General features: G+C 61.9%; 18 protein-coding genes. 12 read left to right on the top strand and 6 right to left on the bottom strand.

The window, feature by feature from the left end; all coding sequences use genetic code 11:
- Positions 1 to 127: 127 nt before the first annotated feature.
- The 7 genes from folE2 to DD235_RS04700 all read left to right on the top strand — a co-directional run bounded on the left by folE2 (position 128) and on the right by DD235_RS04700 (position 4,945).
- Positions 128 to 937 (top strand): GTP cyclohydrolase FolE2, encoded by an 810-nt coding sequence (gene folE2 / locus DD235_RS04730; RefSeq protein ID WP_109060844.1) that lies wholly within the window; start codon positions 128 to 130, stop codon positions 935 to 937.
- A gap of 178 nt (positions 938 to 1,115) precedes the next feature.
- Positions 1,116 to 1,514, top strand: a complete 399-nt coding sequence (rpsF, locus tag DD235_RS04725; RefSeq protein WP_109060843.1) for a 30S ribosomal protein S6 — start codon at positions 1,116 to 1,118, stop codon at positions 1,512 to 1,514.
- 19 nt (positions 1,515 to 1,533) lie between these two features.
- Positions 1,534 to 1,851 (top strand): primosomal replication protein N, encoded by a 318-nt coding sequence (gene priB, locus DD235_RS04720; protein WP_109060842.1) that lies wholly within the window; start codon positions 1,534 to 1,536, stop codon positions 1,849 to 1,851.
- A 62-nt stretch (positions 1,852 to 1,913) separates the two neighbouring features.
- On the top strand, positions 1,914 to 2,186 hold the full coding sequence (gene rpsR / locus DD235_RS04715; RefSeq protein WP_109060841.1) for a 30S ribosomal protein S18: 273 nt from the start codon (positions 1,914 to 1,916) through the stop codon (positions 2,184 to 2,186).
- Between the two features lie 15 nt (positions 2,187 to 2,201).
- The gene (rplI, locus tag DD235_RS04710) at positions 2,202 to 2,657 is read left to right on the top strand and encodes a 50S ribosomal protein L9 (protein WP_109060840.1); all 456 of its coding nucleotides are present in this window, start codon (positions 2,202 to 2,204) and stop codon (positions 2,655 to 2,657) included.
- Between the two features lie 94 nt (positions 2,658 to 2,751).
- Positions 2,752 to 3,603: a BUD32 family EKC/KEOPS complex subunit gene (locus DD235_RS04705; protein ID WP_109060839.1), complete on the top strand. Its 852-nt coding sequence runs from the start codon at positions 2,752 to 2,754 to the stop codon at positions 3,601 to 3,603.
- Positions 3,566 to 4,945: a replicative DNA helicase gene (locus DD235_RS04700; RefSeq protein ID WP_109060838.1), complete on the top strand. Its 1,380-nt coding sequence runs from the start codon at positions 3,566 to 3,568 to the stop codon at positions 4,943 to 4,945. Before DD235_RS04705 ends, DD235_RS04700 begins: the two co-directional genes overlap by 38 nt.
- Before the next feature lie 153 nt (positions 4,946 to 5,098).
- Here the strand turns inward: DD235_RS04700 and DD235_RS04695 are convergent, their stop codons facing one another.
- The 3 genes from DD235_RS04695 to DD235_RS04685 are packed head-to-tail and all read right to left on the bottom strand — an operon-like array spanning position 5,099 to position 7,859.
- Positions 5,099 to 6,925 (bottom strand): PhoH family protein, encoded by a 1,827-nt coding sequence (locus tag DD235_RS04695; RefSeq protein ID WP_109060837.1) that lies wholly within the window; start codon positions 6,923 to 6,925, stop codon positions 5,099 to 5,101.
- 3 nt (positions 6,926 to 6,928) lie between these two features.
- On the bottom strand, positions 6,929 to 7,399 hold the full coding sequence (locus tag DD235_RS04690) for a peroxiredoxin (protein ID WP_109060836.1): 471 nt from the start codon (positions 7,397 to 7,399) through the stop codon (positions 6,929 to 6,931).
- Between the two features lie 19 nt (positions 7,400 to 7,418).
- Complete coding sequence (locus DD235_RS04685) at positions 7,419 to 7,859, bottom strand: Mth938-like domain-containing protein (protein WP_239990030.1); 441 nt, start codon at positions 7,857 to 7,859, stop codon at positions 7,419 to 7,421.
- A 227-nt stretch (positions 7,860 to 8,086) separates the two neighbouring features.
- Between DD235_RS04685 and DD235_RS04680 the strand changes: the two genes are divergently transcribed.
- Both DD235_RS04680 and thrC read left to right on the top strand, forming a co-directional pair.
- Positions 8,087 to 9,391, top strand: a complete 1,305-nt coding sequence (locus tag DD235_RS04680) for a homoserine dehydrogenase (protein ID WP_109060834.1) — start codon at positions 8,087 to 8,089, stop codon at positions 9,389 to 9,391.
- Positions 9,388 to 10,800 carry a threonine synthase gene (gene thrC, locus DD235_RS04675; protein ID WP_109060833.1) on the top strand — a complete coding sequence of 471 codons (1,413 nt, stop codon included), beginning with the start codon at positions 9,388 to 9,390 and terminating at the stop codon, positions 10,798 to 10,800. Before DD235_RS04680 ends, thrC begins: the two co-directional genes overlap by 4 nt.
- A 121-nt stretch (positions 10,801 to 10,921) precedes the next feature.
- Here thrC and hpnE read toward each other — a convergent pair whose 3' ends face one another.
- From hpnE to hpnC, 3 genes are read right to left on the bottom strand one after another with little or no spacing between them, the layout of a single operon-like run.
- Positions 10,922 to 12,301, bottom strand: coding sequence for a hydroxysqualene dehydroxylase HpnE (gene hpnE / locus DD235_RS04670; RefSeq protein ID WP_109060832.1), 1,380 nt, complete (start codon positions 12,299 to 12,301; stop codon positions 10,922 to 10,924).
- A 28-nt stretch (positions 12,302 to 12,329) separates the two neighbouring features.
- A complete protein-coding gene (gene hpnD, locus DD235_RS04665; protein ID WP_109060831.1) occupies positions 12,330 to 13,193 on the bottom strand; it encodes a presqualene diphosphate synthase HpnD in 864 nt (287 codons plus the stop codon).
- A complete protein-coding gene (gene hpnC / locus DD235_RS04660; RefSeq protein WP_109060830.1) occupies positions 13,190 to 14,029 on the bottom strand; it encodes a squalene synthase HpnC in 840 nt (279 codons plus the stop codon). The genes hpnD and hpnC overlap by 4 nt, the downstream gene beginning before the upstream one ends.
- Positions 14,030 to 14,153: 124 nt before the next feature.
- Between hpnC and radA the strand changes: the two genes are divergently transcribed.
- The 3 genes from radA (at position 14,154) to DD235_RS04645 (ending at position 17,178) form a co-directional block, all read left to right on the top strand.
- Complete coding sequence (radA, locus tag DD235_RS04655; protein WP_109060829.1) at positions 14,154 to 15,533, top strand: DNA repair protein RadA; 1,380 nt, start codon at positions 14,154 to 14,156, stop codon at positions 15,531 to 15,533.
- A 167-nt stretch (positions 15,534 to 15,700) separates the two neighbouring features.
- Entirely contained in the window at positions 15,701 to 16,174 is a 474-nt protein-coding gene (locus tag DD235_RS04650) for a sigma-70 family RNA polymerase sigma factor (protein WP_109060828.1), read from the top strand.
- A gap of 2 nt (positions 16,175 to 16,176) precedes the next feature.
- A complete protein-coding gene (locus tag DD235_RS04645; protein WP_109060827.1) occupies positions 16,177 to 17,178 on the top strand; it encodes a FecR domain-containing protein in 1,002 nt (333 codons plus the stop codon).
- The last annotated feature ends 28 nt before the right edge of the window (positions 17,179 to 17,206 follow it).

The following is a 17,206-nucleotide window of genomic DNA, read 5'->3' as shown; positions in this document are numbered from 1 at the left end:
ATGCATAAAACGCGCATAAACATTCTGCTTGGCAGGGTCTTTGCCGGAACGTATCCGGCGTTTGTTGGATAATGTCCCTTTCCTTTCTTATCCGGAGCGGTGTGAGCCGTTTCGCAGCAGGTGAGTCATGAATACTTCCGCAGCAGCACCGGCAGCCATGCCGGATGTACAAAGTTCGCAGGATACCCGGCAGGTGCCGATCCAGCGCGTAGGGATCCGCAGCGTGCGGCATCCTCTTCAGGTTGCGTCGGCTTCGGGTGCGCAGGCCACGGTGGGTGACTGGACCCTGACCGTGGCGCTGCCCGCGACGGAGAAGGGCACGCACATGTCACGCTTCATTGCGCTGCTGGAGCAATACCGCAGTACACCGCTGGATCGCAGCCGCTTCGGCAACATGGCAAGCGAGATGCTGGAACTCCTGCATGCCGAAAAAGGCGATATCGAAGTCTCTTTTCCGTATTTTGTGGAAAAGGCCGCGCCGATTTCAGGTGTGCGCAGTCTGCTGGATTACCAGGTCAATTTTCTGGCGCGCGCGTCCCGCGAGCATGGGGTTGATTTCGTGCTGACCGTACTGGTGCCAGTCACCAGCCTGTGTCCGTGTTCCAAGACTATCTCCGAGTATGGGGCGCACAACCAGCGCTCCCATGTCACGGTCAAGGTGCTGCTGGATAGCGACATCGATCTTGATCAACTGATTGGCGTGATCGAGCGCGAAGGTTCGTGCGAACTGTGGGGGCTGCTCAAGCGTCCTGACGAAAAATACGTCACCGAGCGCGCCTATGACAATCCGAAATTCGTCGAGGATCTGGTGCGCGATGTGGCTGTGCGTGTTGCGGCCCAGCCCGGTGTGCGTGGCTATCAGGTGCAGGCCGAGAATTTCGAATCCATCCACAATCACTCCGCCTATGCGGTAGTCGAGGGCGGGACAGCGATCTGAGCCAGTCTGTCGATGGGCAGGTCTTGTAATTTTTCTGGAAACAGGCAATAATGCCGGGTTTCTTGCTCGACTTGGTTGGCTTTTTGTGCGCGGATGTGCATGCAAAAGGCGGGCTGGGCGGGCTGTTACTTGCCTGTGCGCATGGGGCGCGCAGGTGGAACATCCTCAAGGAGTCTACATGCGTCACTACGAAGTAGTGTTTATCGTGCATCCCGATCAAAGCGAGCAAGTGCCCGCCATGATCGAACGCTATCAAGGCGTGGTCACTGCCGCTGGCGGCAAGGTGCACCGTCTCGAAGATTGGGGTCGCCGCCAACTGGCCTACCCGATCCAGAAGCTGGTCAAGGCCCACTACGTCTGCGTCAACATCGAGTGCGACCAGCCCACGCTCGACGAGCTGGAGCACGCCTTCCGCTACAACGACGCCGTGCTGCGCCACCTGGTCATCAAGACCAAGAAGGCACACACCGAGCCCTCGACCATGATGAAGTCGGTCGAGCGCGAAGAAGCGCGCAAGGTGTCCACGGAAGCCGCCGCCGCAGCTGATGCGGACGACAGCAGCAACCAGTCGGAATAAATTCGCAACCAGCTAAAAAGTGAACAGGTTCGATCTGGCAGCGGTAATCATCGAATGCCAGCCCATGCGCTACACGCCGGTGGGTATCCCGGTGCTGGAGCTGGTGCTGCAGCATGATTCCGAACAGATCGAGGCTGGAATGGCACGCAAGGTAAGTTGTACGCTGGATGCGGTGGCACTGGGCGATCTCGCCGTGTCGCTGCAACATGCGGGGGCCGGTTCGGTGCTGCAAGCCAGGGGATTCCTGGCAGCAACGCGTAAAGGCTCGATGAAAGTCAAATTTCATCTGCAACAGGCCAGGGTGCAGCCGGCAAGTGTCGGCATCCAGAGCGCCTGAACTTCTGGCTGGCGATATACGAACATTCGGGCACGCCCGAAAATTGAAATAAGAGGCATATCATGGCTTTCTTCGGAAAACGCAAGGAAAAACGCAAGTTCACCCAGCAGAACCCGCTGTTCAAGCGTCGTAAGTTCTGCCGCTTCACGGCAGCCGGTGTCGAAGAGATCGATTACAAGGATCTGGACACCCTGCGTGATTTCATCCAGGAAAACGGCAAGATCATCCCGGCCCGCCTGACGGGCACCAAGGCGCACTACCAGCGCCAGCTCGACACGGCCGTCAAGCGCGCGCGCTTCCTGGCCCTGTTGCCTTACACCGACAACCACAAATAAGCTGGAGGCCTGGAAATGCAAGTCATTCTGCTCGAAAAACTCGCCAACCTGGGCAACCTGGGCGATGTGGTCCGCGTGCGTAACGGTTACGCTCGCAACTATCTGATCCCCCAGAAAAAGGCCCGTCGTGCCACCGAAGCGGCACTGAAGGAATTCGAAGCGCGCCGCGCCGAACTCGAAAAGCTGCAGGCTGAAAGGCTGGCTGCTGCCGAGGCAGTGGCTGCCCGCCTGAACGAGTATGTGCTCAAGCTGGTCCAGAAGGCCGGTGTCGATGGCCGTCTGTTCGGTTCCGTCACCAACGCCGATATCGCCAGCGCACTGCGCGAAGCCGGTTTCGACACCGTCGAGAAGGTGCAGGTTCGCCTGCCGGAAGGTCCGCTCAAGACCACCGGTGAATTCGACGTGATCGTTGCCCTGCACACCGACGTGCAGGCCAGCATCAAGGTGCAGGTCGAAGGCGACGTGGCCTGATCTGTCTGCTGTGTTGCATGGCCCCGTCAGCGGGGTCGTGACCACGCATCCAAAAAGCCGGCCCTGGCCGGCTTTTTCATTTCTATAATGGCCTATGGACGCGCTGCCCGAACATCTTCGCCGCTGGCTGGACAATGCCGACAACTGGAAGGGTGAACGGATCGACGAGATCGATCTGCCCGATGGTCGTTATGTGATCAAACGGCGCGAGGCCTATGCGCTGGGTCGCGTGGCCTTGTGGGCGAAACGGGCTCGGGCCTGGCTGATGTCGCGCGTATGTGGCTGGCTGTTTGGTGTCAGGCCGGCTCCTGCTGCCTTGTTGCACAATGATATACAGGCCGAAGGTCGGCGCCTCCAGTATTTGTTTGCGCATGGTCAGCGTGTGCCTGAGGTTCTGTTGTCCACGCCCGATATTCTGGTGATGCGCAATGTGGGCGACGTCCTGACCGATGTCTTGCGTGATGCGGATATGCCGGCACGTCTGCATTGGCTCGATCGCGCTGTGCAGGACACGGCACGTTTTCATCGCGAGGGATTCTGGCATGGCGGGGCGCAGTTGCGCAATCTCACGCTTGGACAGGATGGGCAGATATGGCGCATTGATTTTGAGGAATCGGCGGGGGATGTGCTGCCGTTGGCAGCGATTCAAGCCTATGATTTTTTCCAGATGCTCCAGTCGGTCATGATGTCTCCTCGTTATCCTGCCGACGACATGTTGCGCCTGGGGCAGCATGTGCTGTATACCTACCTGCAGGCCCATCCCGAACCGGCAGTCAGGGCTGCACTGGTACGTATTGGGCGGATTTTTCGCCGGATTTCCTGGCTGTTGCGGTTGTTGGCCAGGATTCCGGGGCGTGACGTGCAGGCCTTCGTGCGCAGTGGCGCCGTGATGAAATTGCTTCTGAATGATGGAACAGACGACTCCCACCCCCGACTCCCAGCTTGAGTATCTTCGTGTCCCGCCGCATTCGGTAGAAGCAGAGCAGTCCGTCCTGGGCGGTCTGCTGCTCGACAACGGTGCCTGGGACCGCATCGCTGATGTGCTTGGCGAAGATGATTTCTACCGCCATGATCATCGCCAAATCTGGCAACATATCGCCCGTCTGATCAATCTGGCTCGTCCGGCCGATGTGATTACGGTACACGAATCGCTCAATAGCGCTGGCAAATCCGAAGATGCCGGCGGATTGGCTTATCTCAACGCGTTGGCGCACAACACGCCGTCCGCGGCCAATATCCGTCGCTATGCAGAAATCGTGCGAGAGCGATCCATGCTGCGCAAGCTGGTGTCGGTGGCCGACGAGATTGCCTCCGGTGCGCTCAATCCGCAGGGCAAGGAAGCCCGCCAACTGCTGGACGAGGCGGAATCACGGGTATTCCAGATTGCTCAGGAAGGTGCGCGTGGCAGCAACGGTTTTCAGGAAATCCAGCCATTGCTGACTCAGGTAGTCGAACGTATCGATGAGCTTTACCACCGTGAGGGTGATTCCGACATTACAGGCGTGCCGACCGGCTTCGACGACCTGGATCGCATGACATCCGGGCTGCAGCCGGGCGATCTGGTGATCGTGGCTGGGCGTCCCTCGATGGGCAAGACGTCGTTTTCGATGAATATCGGCGAACACGTGGCGATCGAGCAGGGGCTGCCGGTGGCCGTGTTCTCGATGGAAATGGGTGCCGTACAGCTTGCCATGCGGATGCTGGGTTCCGTCGGCCTGCTCGACCAGCATCGCCTGCGGACCGGCAAGCTGACCAACGACGACTGGCCGCGGGTGACGCATGCGGTGCAGAAGATGCAGGAGGCCCAGCTGTATATCGACGAGACGCCTGCGCTCAACTCGATGGAACTGCGTGCCCGAGCCCGTCGCCTGGCCCGCCAGTGCGGTCAGCTCGGCCTGATCATCATCGACTACATGCAGTTGATGGGGGGCAATTCGGGAGGTGAAAACCGCGCTACCGAAATTTCCGAAATCAGTCGTTCGCTGAAAGGCCTGGCCAAGGAACTGGGTTGCCCGTTGATTGCGCTGTCGCAGCTCAACCGCAGCCTGGAGCAGCGTCCCAACAAGCGGCCCGTGATGAGCGATCTGCGTGAGTCAGGTGCTATCGAGCAGGATGCCGACTTGATCCTGTTCATCTATCGTGATGAGGTCTACAACCCGGACACGCCGGACAAGGGCACAGCCGAGATCATCATCGGCAAGCAGCGTAACGGCCCTATCGGCACGGTGCGACTGACCTTCCAGGGACCGAGCACGCGCTTCCTGAATTTCACGCCGAATGGCTACTGATTTTATATTGCTGCGCTCTCAGGAGAAAACGCGCCCTTGAGGGCTTTGCTGTTGCCCCGCGATCCATGTAGCGCATTCTTTTGTTGTCAAGAAAAAGGCCAGTCGATTATTTGACTGGCCTTTTTACATGAACATCGCAGCGATCAGTTCATCTTAGAGCGTATCTGCCGCGTAGTCCGCCAGTCGCGAGCGTTCGCCTCGTTGCAGGGTGATGTGCCCGGAATGCGGCCAGCCCTTGAAGCGATCCACCACGTAGGTCAGGCCCGAACTGCCTTCGGTCAGGTAGGGGGTGTCGATCTGGGCGATATTGCCCAGGCAGACGACCTTGGTACCGGGGCCGGCACGGGTGATCAGGGTCTTCATCTGCTTGGGCGTCAGGTTTTGCGCTTCGTCGATGATCAGGAACTTGTTGAGGAAGGTGCGGCCGCGCATGAAATTGAGCGACTTGACCTTGATGCGCGAGCGGATCAGATCCATGGTGGCCGCGCGGTTCCATTCGGTGCCCTGGCTGTTGCCCAGCTGGTCGCCCGTGTTGAGCACGTCGAGGTTGTCTTCGAGTGCCCCCATCCAGGGCAGCATCTTTTCCTCTTCGGTGCCGGGCAGGAAACCGATGTCATCGCCGACGGGCACGGTGGCGCGGGTGATGATGATCTCCGAGTAGCGTTTGGTCTCCAGTACCTGTGCCAGACCGCAGGCCAGCGCCAGCAATGTCTTGCCAGTACCAGCCTGGCCCAGCAGCGACACGAAGTCGCATTCCGGGTTCATCAGCAGGTTGAGCGCGAAGTTCTGTTCACGGTTGCGCGCGGTGACGCCCCAGACGTTGTTCTTGGCGTGCGTGTAGTCGCGCAGAGTGGCCAGCACGGCTGTCTTGCCGCTGACCTCCTGGACCTGCGCGTACAGTGGCATGTCGCCTTCGAAGTAGACGAACTGGTTGGGCAGGAACTGGGCGCAGAGCGGCCCCTGCAGCCGGTAGAAGGTGCGGCCGCCCTGTTGCCAGGATTCGATGTCCTTGCCATGTTTGTTCCAGAAGCTGGCGGGCAGCTCCAGCATGCCGCTGTAGAGCAGGTCGGAGTCTTCCAGGACCTGGTCGTTGAAATAATCCTCGGCCGCCAGCCCCAGCGCACGCGCCTTGAGGCGCATGTTGATGTCCTTGGAGACCAGCACGACAGGTCGGTCGCCATGCTTTTGCTGCAGCGCGTGTACCACGCCCAGGATCTGGTTGTCGGCCTTGCCCATGGGCAGATCGGCCGGCAGGCTGTTGTGGACTGCCGAGGTCTGGAAGTAGAGCCGGCCGCGGGCTTCCTTGCTGCCGAGCGCATTGAGCGGGAGACCGGCAGCGATGTCGGCAGTCTGTCCTACCAGCTCGTCCAGCGAACGGCTGACCTGGCGGGCGTTGCGCGCCACTTCGGACATGCCTTTCTTGTTGTGGTCGAGCTCTTCCAGCATCATCATGGGCAGGAAGATGTCGTGTTCCTGAAAGCGGAACAGCGAGGAAGGATCGTGCAGCAGCACGTTGGTGTCGAGCACGAACAGGGTCCGCGCCTCGGGCTTGCGGGCTGTCTTGACGCGGGCGGCATGCTTGCCTGCAGCCGCTTTGACCGGTGCGGGAGGTGCGGACGGCACCCGTTTGTCGGTCTGGGCCGGAGCCTGGCTGGCGACAGTCGCAGTAACAGGTGCTGTATTGCTACGCGGGGCTGTTGTATCAGCACGCTGGGCCGCCGCAGGCGCTGCCGAGGTCACAGGCGTATTGGCCTTGCGGTGGGCGACGGGCTTGTCGCTGGGCGAGAGCAGCAGGCCAGCCGAGGATGCCTTGCCGCGCGGCGCTATTGCGACCGGAGCGGTATCCGGCTGGGATACGGGCGTGACCTGCGCGGTCGTTTCTTTCTTGGCAGGCCGGTTTTTGCGGCCGGGCTTTACGGCCGGCAGGCTGTCGGTATCGAGCAGCGTGGCGGGCTTGGTCGGCAAGGGTGGCAACGGCATGGATCAGTTCCCCAGAGACTGGACTGCTTGCAGGACGGTGGCAGCATGTTCGGGTACCTTGACGCCGCGCCATTCCTGTCGGAGCACGCCGTTGGCGTCGATCAGGAAAGTGCTGCGCTCGATGCCCCGAACCTGTTTGCCATACATATTTTTCATCTTGATCACGCCATACAGCGTGCAGACGGTTTCATCGGTATCCGCAAGCAAGGCAAACGGCAGACTTTGCTTTTCGGTGAAGTTCTGGTGCGAGCGCAGGCTGTCGCGGGAAATGCCCAGCACGATACAGTCCTGCGCCAGGAATTCGGCGTGGAGATCCCGGAAATCCTGGCTTTCGGTGGTGCAGCCCGGCGTGCTGTCCTTGGGGTAGAAATACAGTACGACCGCCTTGCCGCGCAGCGCGGAAAGCGTGATGGCACCCTGGGTGCTGTCCACGGTGAAGTCCGGGGCGGGTTGGCCGATGGTGGGGAGGGTCATGGAAGGCTCCTTGTCTGGCTCAGGCGGGCAGCAGCGCGACGACCACGCGGCGACCTTCGGCCATGAGGATGTTGTAGGTACGGGCGGCGGCCTGGGTGTCCATGGTTTCGACACCGATCCCGATCCGCAAGAGCGGCTGCAGGATACTGGGGTGGAGAAAGCGCTGACGCGGGCCGGTGCCGACCAGCAGCACTTCGGGCGCATTCGGCGGACGTATGGCCGACGATTCGTCGGCGTCGAGAAAAGCCATCGGATCGGTGGCGGCCTGGCGCAGTCCGGCCGCCTGCCGGAGCAGTTCAGTGGTGATCTCGTCGGCGGAGGCCACGGGCCAGTGCCCGATCTCGCCCTCGGGTCCAAAGGCCACCGCGTGTTCGAAGCGCGCCCGGTTGACCTCGATATAGCCGTCACCGTAGGCTGTCACGGTGTTCAGCAGGGGGTTGGTGTCATTGCTCAGTTTCAATCGCATGCTCCGGAAACAACGGGAACATCATAGCGTAATACGTCATGACAGAGCGATGACAGGAATTTGGCGCTGCAAGCGACGAATTGATTTGCGATAGCGCCGACCTTGCGCTAGATTATCAGGTTATCCGTTTTATCTTAATTGCCCGGTGTGTGCGGTGCGCAGCGCCTGGGGAAATCGTTCCGCAAGGGTGGTCTGTTGAAATGAAGCCGTGGTCTGTTGAAATGAAACCGCTCAAGGTCGGGTTGCTGGGTCTGGGCGTCGTCGGTGGCGGTGTCTGGAATGTACTGAGTCGCAATGGCGGGGAAATCGCCCGTCGGGCCGGTCGCAGCATCGAAGTCAGTCGCATTGCCGTACGCGACATGGCGCGGGCGCGCAGCAAGGTAGGCGATGCAGCGGCCATCACGACCGATCCTTTCGAGGTCGTGCGCGATCCAGAAATCGACATCGTGGTCGAATTGATCGGCGGCTATACGCTGGCACTTGAACTGGTGCGCGAAGCCATTGCCCAGGGCAAGCATGTTGTGACCGCCAACAAGGCGCTGCTGGCCTGCCACGGCAACGAGCTGTTTGCCGCAGCCCGCGAAAAAGGCGTGATGCTGGTGTACGAGGCTGCCGTGGCCGGCGGCATCCCCATCATCAAGGCGCTGCGCGAAGGCCTGAGCGCCAACCGCATCAACTGGCTAGCCGGCATTATCAACGGCACCACCAATTTCATCCTGTCCGAAATGCGCAGCCGCGGGCTGTCGTTCGAGGCTGCGCTGGCAGATGCCCAGCGCCTGGGTTACGCCGAAGCCGATCCGACTTTCGATATCGAGGGTGTCGATGCCGCGCACAAGCTGACGCTGCTGGCATCGATGGCCTTCGGCGTACCGGTGCAGTTCGACCGCGCGCATGTCGAGGGCATCAGCAAGCTGGCGCAGGAAGACATTGTCCATGCCGAAAATCTGGGTTATCGCATCAAGTTGCTGGGTATCACCAAGCTGCGTCCCGATGGTATCGAGCTGCGTGTTCATCCGACCCTGATTCCCGAGGGCCGGTTGCTGGCCAATGTCGAAGGTGCCATGAATGCCGTGCTGGTGCATGGCGATGCCGTAGGTCCCACGCTTTACTACGGCCAGGGCGCAGGCGAAGAGCCGACGGCATCGGCCGTGATCGCCGACCTGGTCGATGTGGCACGCCTGCAGGGTGCAGCGCCTGAGCAACGTGTGCCGTATCTGGCTTTCCAGCATGATGCCATGGCCGATACGCCCATTCTGCCGATCGAGGATGTCCGCACGGCGTACTACCTGCGCCTGCATGTCGATGACCAGCCGGGTGTGCTGGCCGATATCGCCCGGATCCTGGCCGAGGCCGAGATTTCCATCGGTTCGATGATCCAGCGTCCGCACGGAGACTCCGGTGCCGACATCATCTTCCTGACCCATCAGGCTGTCGAGCGCGACGTCAACCGGGCCATCGGCCTGATCGAGCAATTGCCGCAGGTCCGCTCCAGCGTGACCCGGATTCGTATGGAAAACCTGGCATGAAGTACATCTCCACGCGTGGCGGCATGGTGCCGCAGTCTTTTTCCGATGTCCTGCTCGAGGGGCTGGCTCCCGACGGCGGTCTGGCGATGCCGGAAACGCTGCCGGACATTCGCCCGCATCTCTCGGCCTGGGCCAGTCTGGGCTATGCCGAGCTGGCGGCCGAGGTGCTGGGACTGTTTGCCGACGATATTCCGTCAGCCGACCTGCGCCGCCTGACGGCGGAAGCCTATCGCGAAGGCGTGTTCTCCAGTGCGGCCATCGTGCCGCTCAAGCCGCTGCCCGGCTACGCAGGCGGCAGCCTGACACTGCTGGGACTGTCCGAAGGGCCGACGCTGGCTTTCAAGGACATGGCCATGCAGTTTCTGGGCCAGGTCTTCGAATATGTTCTGGGCCAGCGCGGCCAGCAGATCAATATTCTGGGGGCCACTTCCGGCGATACCGGATCGGCGGCCGAGTATGCGCTGCGCGGCAAGCGCAACGTGGCGGTCTACATGCTGTCGCCGCATGGCCTGATGAGCCCGTTCCAGAGGGCGCAGATGTATTCGCTGCAGGATGCCAACATCCACAACATTGCGGTGCATGGCATGTTCGACGACTGCCAGGACATCGTCAAGCAACTGGCCGGCGATCTCGATTTTCGCCGTCGCTACCAGATCGGTGCGGTCAATTCGATCAACTGGGCCCGGATCGCTGCCCAGGTGGTGTATTACATCCATGGTTGGCTGCGCGCCAATGTCGCGGGTGGCGAAGTATCGTTTGCCGTACCATCCGGCAATTTCGGCAACATCCTGGCCGGGCATATTGCCCGCAGCATGGGCCTGCCGATCCGGCATCTGGTGCTGGCAACCAACGAAAACAACGTGCTGGAAGAGTTTTTCCGCATTGGGATCTATCGTCCTCGCGCCAGTGCCCAGACCTACGTTACGTCCAGCCCGTCGATGGATATCTCCAAGGCGTCCAATTTCGAGCGTTTCGTCTACGATCTGGTGGGCCGCGATCCCGAGCGGGTGCGGGCGCTGTGGGCACAGCTGGCAGCGGAAGGGCAGTTCGATCTGTCAGCCGAGCAGTCTCGTTTCGAGCGCGAGTTCGGCTTTGTGTCCGGCTCCAGCACCCATCAGGACCGGCTGGAGACGATTCGTGCGGTACATGCCGCGTCCGGCGTGGTGATCGACCCGCATACGGCCGATGCCGTCAAGGTTGCGGCCAGCCATGTCGAGGCCGGCGTACCGATGCTGGTGCTCGAGACGGCCTTGCCGGCCAAGTTCTCTGCCACCATTGTCGAGGCTATCGGCATCGAACCGGCGCGTCCCGCCGCCCTGGCGGAACTTGAGCAACTGCCGCAGCGTGTCGAAGTCATGGACAACGATGCGCAGGCCGTGCGACGCTATATAGAGGCACACGCTGGCTGAGATTGTCTGGAAATGACGCAGCGCGGGTGTCCAGAGTCCATTCATCAATGGACTCTGGAACGCCTATCTGGACGGACGCTTTCCAGGCGGATCGGTCATCTGAACTTGCTGATGACCGGCTTTATGCCTTGACGCTGCTCAACCAGGCATGCAGCTCCTGCGCAGCCTGTTTGCCGCTGCGGACCGCGCCTTCGAGAACGCCGGGATAGCCGGTGTCCGTCCAGTCTCCCGCCAGTCGCAGCCCTGGCCAGTGCGTGGCCGTGGCAGGACGCACCAGCCCGGGCCGGGCGGTGAATGTCGCCTTTTTCTCGATCATCAGCGCATGCTCGATCACCTCGGGCATCGGGCCCGGATTGCGAGGATGGCGGGCGATCTGTTCGCGAACCTGTTCTTCCAGGCGGGCGATTGCCAGCTCGCGGGGCCGCTCCAGCAGGGCTTGGGCAGCGCTGACGACCACGGCCAGTTCCGTACCGCTGCCTGTGGCCTTGTGTCCGGCAGTGGCTGGCTGAAGCAGTTGTGTGCGGTCGAAAAGCCATTGGCCGTCATGACCACGCTCATGGTCTTCCCACAGCATGAGCATCGGTGCCGGCAACTTCCAGGGTTTGGCCAGCTTGAAATACAGTGTGGCGATGGGCTGGGTGTCGAATGCATTGAGACGGGCCAGCAGAGCATGGTCGCCACAGTCGTGCAGCAGGCGATGGGCGTTGTGTGGCGGGATGGCGGCGATGACACCATCGAATATCGTGGGAAACTGGTCGAGTCGCAGGCCGTGGGCCAGTTCAAGGTGAACCTTGCGAATGGTGTGGCCAAAACGGATGTCGGCACTTTGCGCGATGGTGTCGGGCCAGAGGGCCGACAGATCGCGGGCCGGCAGCAGCAGATCCGAGTCATGGCGCGAGCCACCCAGACTGTCGCGCAGTACGGTGGCAAAGAGTGCCGCCGAGGCTTCGGCTGGCAAGGTGTTCATGGCGGCCATGCAAAGCGGATGCCAGAGCCGTTGGCACAGCCTTTCGGGCTGGCGCAGCCGCTGCAGCAGACCGGCGACGGTTTCCTGGGCGGGAGCCTGCCAGCGGGCACCCTTGAGCGTCAGCAGCAGGCGGATGGCGGCAAGGCGTTCCGACCAATTCAGGCCGTCTGCTTCCAGCAGTGCGGCCAGCGCATGCCAGGGGGCTGGCCAGCGGGGGGCTCGCAGGCCGAAGCTGCCATCGGCACTGCCCAGTTGCAGTGGCAGGCGCAGCAAGGCCTTGTCTGGATTGATGCCGATACTCTGCATCAGGGCCAGCGTTTCGCGGTAGGCACCCAGCAGGATATGCTGGCCGTTGTCGAGTGGATGGTCGAAACCGGTCGAGGAGGGCAAGCGCCGGGCCCGGCCGCCGGCCTGATGGGCGGCTTCGAATACGGTCACGCGGCATCCCAGTTCCTGCAGGGTGGCCGTGGCCGCCAGGCCGGCCCAGCCGGCACCGATGACAGCGATATGTAGGGAATCCGTGGCGTGCGACATGGCAGTCTCGTGTAATGTGGCGGCAGGGTCAGCGCGACAGGCGGCGGATCAGGCTGCGGCCACCGCTGACCCAGACTCGCCAGGCCAGGAAAAGTTTGCGCAGTGGCGTGAGGGCGATACGCTGGTGCAGGACCTGCCAGTTTTCGCGTTCGATCTCATCGAGCAGGGCATGGTAGATGGCTGCCATCATCAGACCGGGACGCTGTGCCCGGCGGTCTGCCTCGGGCAGCAACTGTACGGCTTCGCGGTAGGCTTGCCGTGCCCGCTCGGCCTGGAATGCCATGAGTGCCGAGAACTGTTCGGAATAGCGGCCATTGATGATGTCGGCCGCCTTGACGCCAAAGCGCTGCAGATCGTCGATGGGCAGGTAGATCCTGTCGCGCCGGGCATCGTCGCCGATGTCGCGGATGATGTTGGTGAGCTGGAAGGCCAGTCCCAGCTTTTCTGCATACAGCAGCGTGGCCGGCTCGGTATGGCCGAAAATGGCGGCGGACATTTCGCCGACGACGCCAGCCGCATGCCAGCAGTATTTTTTCAGGCCGGCATAGTCGAGGTAGCGGCTCTGGTCGAGGTCCATTTCCATGCCATCGACGACGGCCAGCAGCTTGTCCTTCTCCAGCCCGTAGACATGAATATGCGGTGCCAGCGCCTGGGTGACGGGATGTTCGGCGCGACCCTCGTACATGGCCGCGATCTGTTCGCGCCACCAGGCCAGCTTGATGCGGGCCAGTGACGGGTCCGTGCACTCGTCCACCACGTCGTCCACTTCGCGGCAGTAGGCATACAGAGCCGTGATGGCGCGCCGCCGTTCGGGCGGCAGGAACAGGAAGGCGTAATAGAAGCTCGAACCGCTGCGGGCGGCCTTGTCCTGGCAGTATTCGTCGGGAGTCATATCTGGTTCAGCAATGCCCGCCACAGCACTATGAGGCCATCTCGCTTGCCGAGTACGGGGCGGTGGCGGAACACATCGAAATCGGCAGCTTCGATCCTGTCGAGAATGCGCAGACCACCCTGGACGATCAGGCGCAGCTCCCAGCCGCAGCGACCGGGAATCCGTCGGGTCAGCGGCCAGCCGGATTTTAACAGGCGGCGGGTGCGATCGATCTGGAATTTCATCAGTGGTCGCCAGCCAGGTGCCGTGGCCCATGTGTCCGGCTGCGCCGGGTCCAGACCGAAACGGCGCAGGTCTTCCTGGGGCAGGTAGATGCGCTGCTTGTCGAGATCGATGGCGACGTCCTGCCAGAAGTTGGCCAACTGCAGACCGGTGCAGATCGCATCGGATTCGCGCAGCGCATCGGGGCCGCCGACGCCGAACAGCGACAGCATCAGATAGCCGACCGGGTTGGCTGACAGGCGGCAATAGTCCAGCAGTGCCGCATAGCTGTCGTAGCGATGCGTGGTCAGATCCTGCTCGAAAGCATTCAGCAGGTTGTCGAAGGGCACCCGCGACAGTCCATGGTGCGCCACGATGGCTGCCAGCGGGGTGCAGAGGGCGTCCAGTTCTGCCTGTCCAGGCCCTGCGGGCACGGGTTGTCCCTGCAGGCGGGCATGCAGTGCGGCGCGGCATGCCTGCAGGGCAGCCAGCCTGGCCTGGGGCGTGGCATCGCCCTCGTCGGCCAGGTCGTCGGCATGGCGGGCATAACGATAGATGGTCACGACGGCAGGCCGGATGGCCGGTGGCAGCAGCCATGAGGCCACAGGGAAGTTTTCATAGTGATCGACGGACATGGCGGCATTTTAGGCTGGCTCGGCCCTGGCGTGGATGGATAAGCGTCAATTGCCTGGGCGGTGTCTCCAGGGCGATACGTTAGACTTGCAATTCTCGTTTTGACAGCAGACAGGGCAGGGATCGATGGCAAAGGCAAAAACCGCGTACATATGCAGCGAATGCGGCGGCCGTACACCCAAGTGGCAAGGGCAGTGTCCGCATTGCAATGCCTGGAATACGCTTGAGGAAAGCGTGATCGCCGATGCGCCCGCCGCCGGGGCGGCGCATCGCTTTGCTCCGCTGGCAGGCAGTGACGTGACCGTGCGCAAACTGGCCGAGGTCGAGGCGCAGGAACTGCCGCGCACCCCCGTCGGGCTCGATGAGTTCGACAGGGTACTGGGGGGTGGCCTGGTCGAAGGGGCCGTGGTACTGATTGGTGGTGATCCCGGTATTGGCAAGTCGACGCTGTTGTTGCAGGCCATGGCCGCCCTGTCGGGGCGCGTGCCGGTACTGTACGTGACAGGTGAGGAGTCGGCGGCCCAGGTGGCGCTGCGTGCGCGCCGGCTGGGTGTCGAGACGGGGCAGGTTGATCTGCTGTCGGAAATCCGCCTGGAGGCGATTCAGGCTGCGCTGGCCCAGCATCGGCCCGCCGTGGCGGTGATCGATTCTATCCAGACTCTTTACTCGGGGGAACTGAGTTCAGCGCCCGGTTCGGTCGCACAGGTGCGCGAGTGCGCTGCGCAACTGACGCGCATTGCCAAGCAGACAGGCACCGCCATCATCATGATCGGCCATGTCACCAAGGAAGGGGCTCTGGCCGGCCCGCGGGTGCTGGAGCACATCGTCGATACGGTGCTGTATTTCGAAGGGGATACACATTCTTCGTTCCGCCTGGTCAGGGCCATCAAAAACCGCTTTGGCGCAGTCAATGAACTGGGCGTGTTTGCCATGACCGACCGGGGCCTCAAGGGGGTGGCCAATCCGTCCGCGCTGTTTTTGTCACGCCACGAGCAACAGGTGCCCGGAGCCTGCGTCATGGTGACGCAGGAAGGCAGCCGGCCGCTGCTGGTCGAGATCCAGGCGCTGGTCGACAGCGCCCATGTGCCCAACCCGCGTCGCCTGACCGTGGGCCTGGAGAGCAACCGGCTGGCCATGTTGCTGGCAGTGCTGAATCGGCATGCCGGGATCCCCACCTTCGACCAGGATGTTTTTCTGAATGCAGTCGGAGGCGTGCGGATTGCCGAACCCGCGGCCGACCTGCCGGTTTTGCTGGCCATTATGTCGTCGATGCGTAATCGGCCGCTGCCCAAGGGGCTGGTGGCCTTTGGTGAGGTAGGCCTGGCAGGGGAAATCCGTCCTGCACCTCGCGGGCAGGAGCGCTTGCGAGAAGCCGCCAAGTTGGGATTTGGCATTGCGCTGATTCCGTCGGCCAATGCCCCCAGGCAACCGATCGAAGGACTGGAGATATGGGCCGTGGACCGGCTCGACGAAGCACTGGCCCGCCTGCGTGGCGAGGACGCATGAGCCTGTGATGGTGTCGGTGTTTTGCCGCACACCTCACGCAAGTTGTTCGATTTTTACCCTGTAATATAAAATAAAAACAATTCTTATCCGTGGGTGGCGCATGCCGTCCTGAAACACGAGGGTATCCGGCAGTGGCAGACAAGGGCGTAGTGCAGCAGGAAGTGCAGATGCTGTACGTCGATCATCATGGCTGGTTGCAGGGCTGGCTGCGTCGCCGGCTCGACAACGCCGGTGATGTGTCCGACCTCGCTCAGGACGTTTTCATGCGGCTGCTGATGCGTCAGGCACCTATTCAGGTGCGTGAACCGAGGGCTTTGCTGGCCACCATCGCCAGAGGCCTGGTGATCGATCACTGGCGTCGGCGTGATCTGGAACAGGCCTGGCTTGAGACCCTGGCGAGCCTGCCCGAGTCAGAAGTGCCCTCGGCCGAGACGCGCATGATTCTGATGGAAGCCCTGACCGAGATCGACCGCATGCTGGATACCCTCAAGCCGGTGGTGCGCAATGCCTTTTTGCTGGCGCAGCTCGAGGGGCTGACCTGCCGGCAGATCGGCGAGCGCCTTGGCGTATCGGTGGCCACGGTAGAGCGCCATATCGCCAAAGGGTTGCGTGCCTGCTATGCGGCACGCTTCGAGACATGAGCATGAATCTGCGACAGGGTGGCCCTGCCTTGATCCCCGAGGTCGTGATCGAGGCTGCCATTGCCTGGTCGATCCGTCTGCATCATGGCGAGCCTTCCGAACAGACGCATGCTTCGTTCGAACGCTGGCTGCTCACTGATCGGTTGCATGCGCTGGCCTGGGAGCGAATCACGTCACTGTCGCAGCCTTTTGCCGGCATGCCGGCCCCTTTGCTGAGCCATGCGCTGGATCGGGTTCAGACACAGCGTACCCGCAGGCAGGCACAGCGCCGTAGCGCGTTGCAGGCCTTGTCGCTGGGTGGGCTGCTGGTCGGCCTGGGATGGATGGCCCATCGCCATACGCCCTGGCAACGACTGGTGGCGGATGCCAGCACGGTGATGGGCGAGCGGCACCAGTGGCAACTGGACGATGGCACGGTTCTGCACCTGAATACGGACAGTGCTGTCCGTACCGATTTTGGTCCGCTGCGGCGCGTCATCCTGACGCGCGGCGAGATTGCCATCCGTACCGGGGCCGATATCGGTCAGCCTGTCCGGCGGCCTTTCTGGGTACAGACACCGTTTGGACGCCTGCAAGCGCTGGGTACACGCTTCACGGTGCGGCTGATGGAGGAAGGCGTGCGCGTCGGGGTGCAGGAAGGTGCCGTGGCCCTGTACCCGGAAAACTCCCTTGAAGCCGTCCATATCGTCAAGCCTGGCGAGACATACCTGCTTGGCACTGATCTGATTGCTACTGAGGATATGCAGGGCATGCAGGTCGATGGCTGGACGCAAGGCGTGATTGCCGGCGAAGACATGCCGCTCTCGCTCGTGCTGGGCGAATTGGCGCGCTATCGTGCAGGGGTGTTGCGCTGGGATGCCGCGGTAGCGGGCCTGCGTGTGTCAGGGGTGTTTCATCTGCAGGATACTGATCGAGCATTGCAGTTGCTGGCTCAGACCCAGCCGGTGCGTATTCGTTATCTGACGCGATATTGGGTATCCGTAGGGGCGCTTCACGAAAATTGAGGGGTTTTTCGTTTTGCTTCGGCTTATT

It is taken from the genome of Corticimicrobacter populi (genome assembly GCF_003123725.1).
Classification (GTDB): Bacteria; Pseudomonadota; Gammaproteobacteria; order Burkholderiales; family Burkholderiaceae_B; genus Corticimicrobacter; species Corticimicrobacter populi.
This window is presented reverse-complemented; position numbering and strand designations above follow the sequence as displayed.

Excerpts from the sequence above, each read along its gene's own strand:
- folE2 (WP_109060844.1), top strand. The coding sequence starts at position 128 with ATGAATACTTCCGCAGCAGCACCGGCAGCCATGCCGGATGTACAAAGT.
- rpsF (WP_109060843.1), top strand. The coding sequence starts at position 1,116 with ATGCGTCACTACGAAGTAGTGTTTATCGTGCATCCCGATCAAAGCGAG.
- rpsR (WP_109060841.1), top strand. The coding sequence starts at position 1,914 with ATGGCTTTCTTCGGAAAACGCAAGGAAAAACGCAAGTTCACCCAGCAG.
- rplI (WP_109060840.1), top strand. The coding sequence starts at position 2,202 with ATGCAAGTCATTCTGCTCGAAAAACTCGCCAACCTGGGCAACCTGGGC.
- DD235_RS04705 (WP_109060839.1), top strand. The coding sequence starts at position 2,752 with ATGGACGCGCTGCCCGAACATCTTCGCCGCTGGCTGGACAATGCCGAC.
- DD235_RS04700 (WP_109060838.1), top strand. The coding sequence starts at position 3,566 with ATGGAACAGACGACTCCCACCCCCGACTCCCAGCTTGAGTATCTTCGT.
- DD235_RS04695 (WP_109060837.1), bottom strand. The coding sequence starts at position 6,925 with ATGCCGTTGCCACCCTTGCCGACCAAGCCCGCCACGCTGCTCGATACC.
- DD235_RS04690 (WP_109060836.1), bottom strand. The coding sequence starts at position 7,399 with ATGACCCTCCCCACCATCGGCCAACCCGCCCCGGACTTCACCGTGGAC.
- DD235_RS04680 (WP_109060834.1), top strand. The coding sequence starts at position 8,087 with ATGAAACCGCTCAAGGTCGGGTTGCTGGGTCTGGGCGTCGTCGGTGGC.
- thrC (WP_109060833.1), top strand. The coding sequence starts at position 9,388 with ATGAAGTACATCTCCACGCGTGGCGGCATGGTGCCGCAGTCTTTTTCC.
- hpnE (WP_109060832.1), bottom strand. The coding sequence starts at position 12,301 with ATGTCGCACGCCACGGATTCCCTACATATCGCTGTCATCGGTGCCGGC.
- hpnD (WP_109060831.1), bottom strand. The coding sequence starts at position 13,193 with ATGACTCCCGACGAATACTGCCAGGACAAGGCCGCCCGCAGCGGTTCG.
- hpnC (WP_109060830.1), bottom strand. The coding sequence starts at position 14,029 with ATGTCCGTCGATCACTATGAAAACTTCCCTGTGGCCTCATGGCTGCTG.
- radA (WP_109060829.1), top strand. The coding sequence starts at position 14,154 with ATGGCAAAGGCAAAAACCGCGTACATATGCAGCGAATGCGGCGGCCGT.
- DD235_RS04650 (WP_109060828.1), top strand. The coding sequence starts at position 15,701 with ATGCTGTACGTCGATCATCATGGCTGGTTGCAGGGCTGGCTGCGTCGC.
- DD235_RS04645 (WP_109060827.1), top strand. The coding sequence starts at position 16,177 with ATGAATCTGCGACAGGGTGGCCCTGCCTTGATCCCCGAGGTCGTGATC.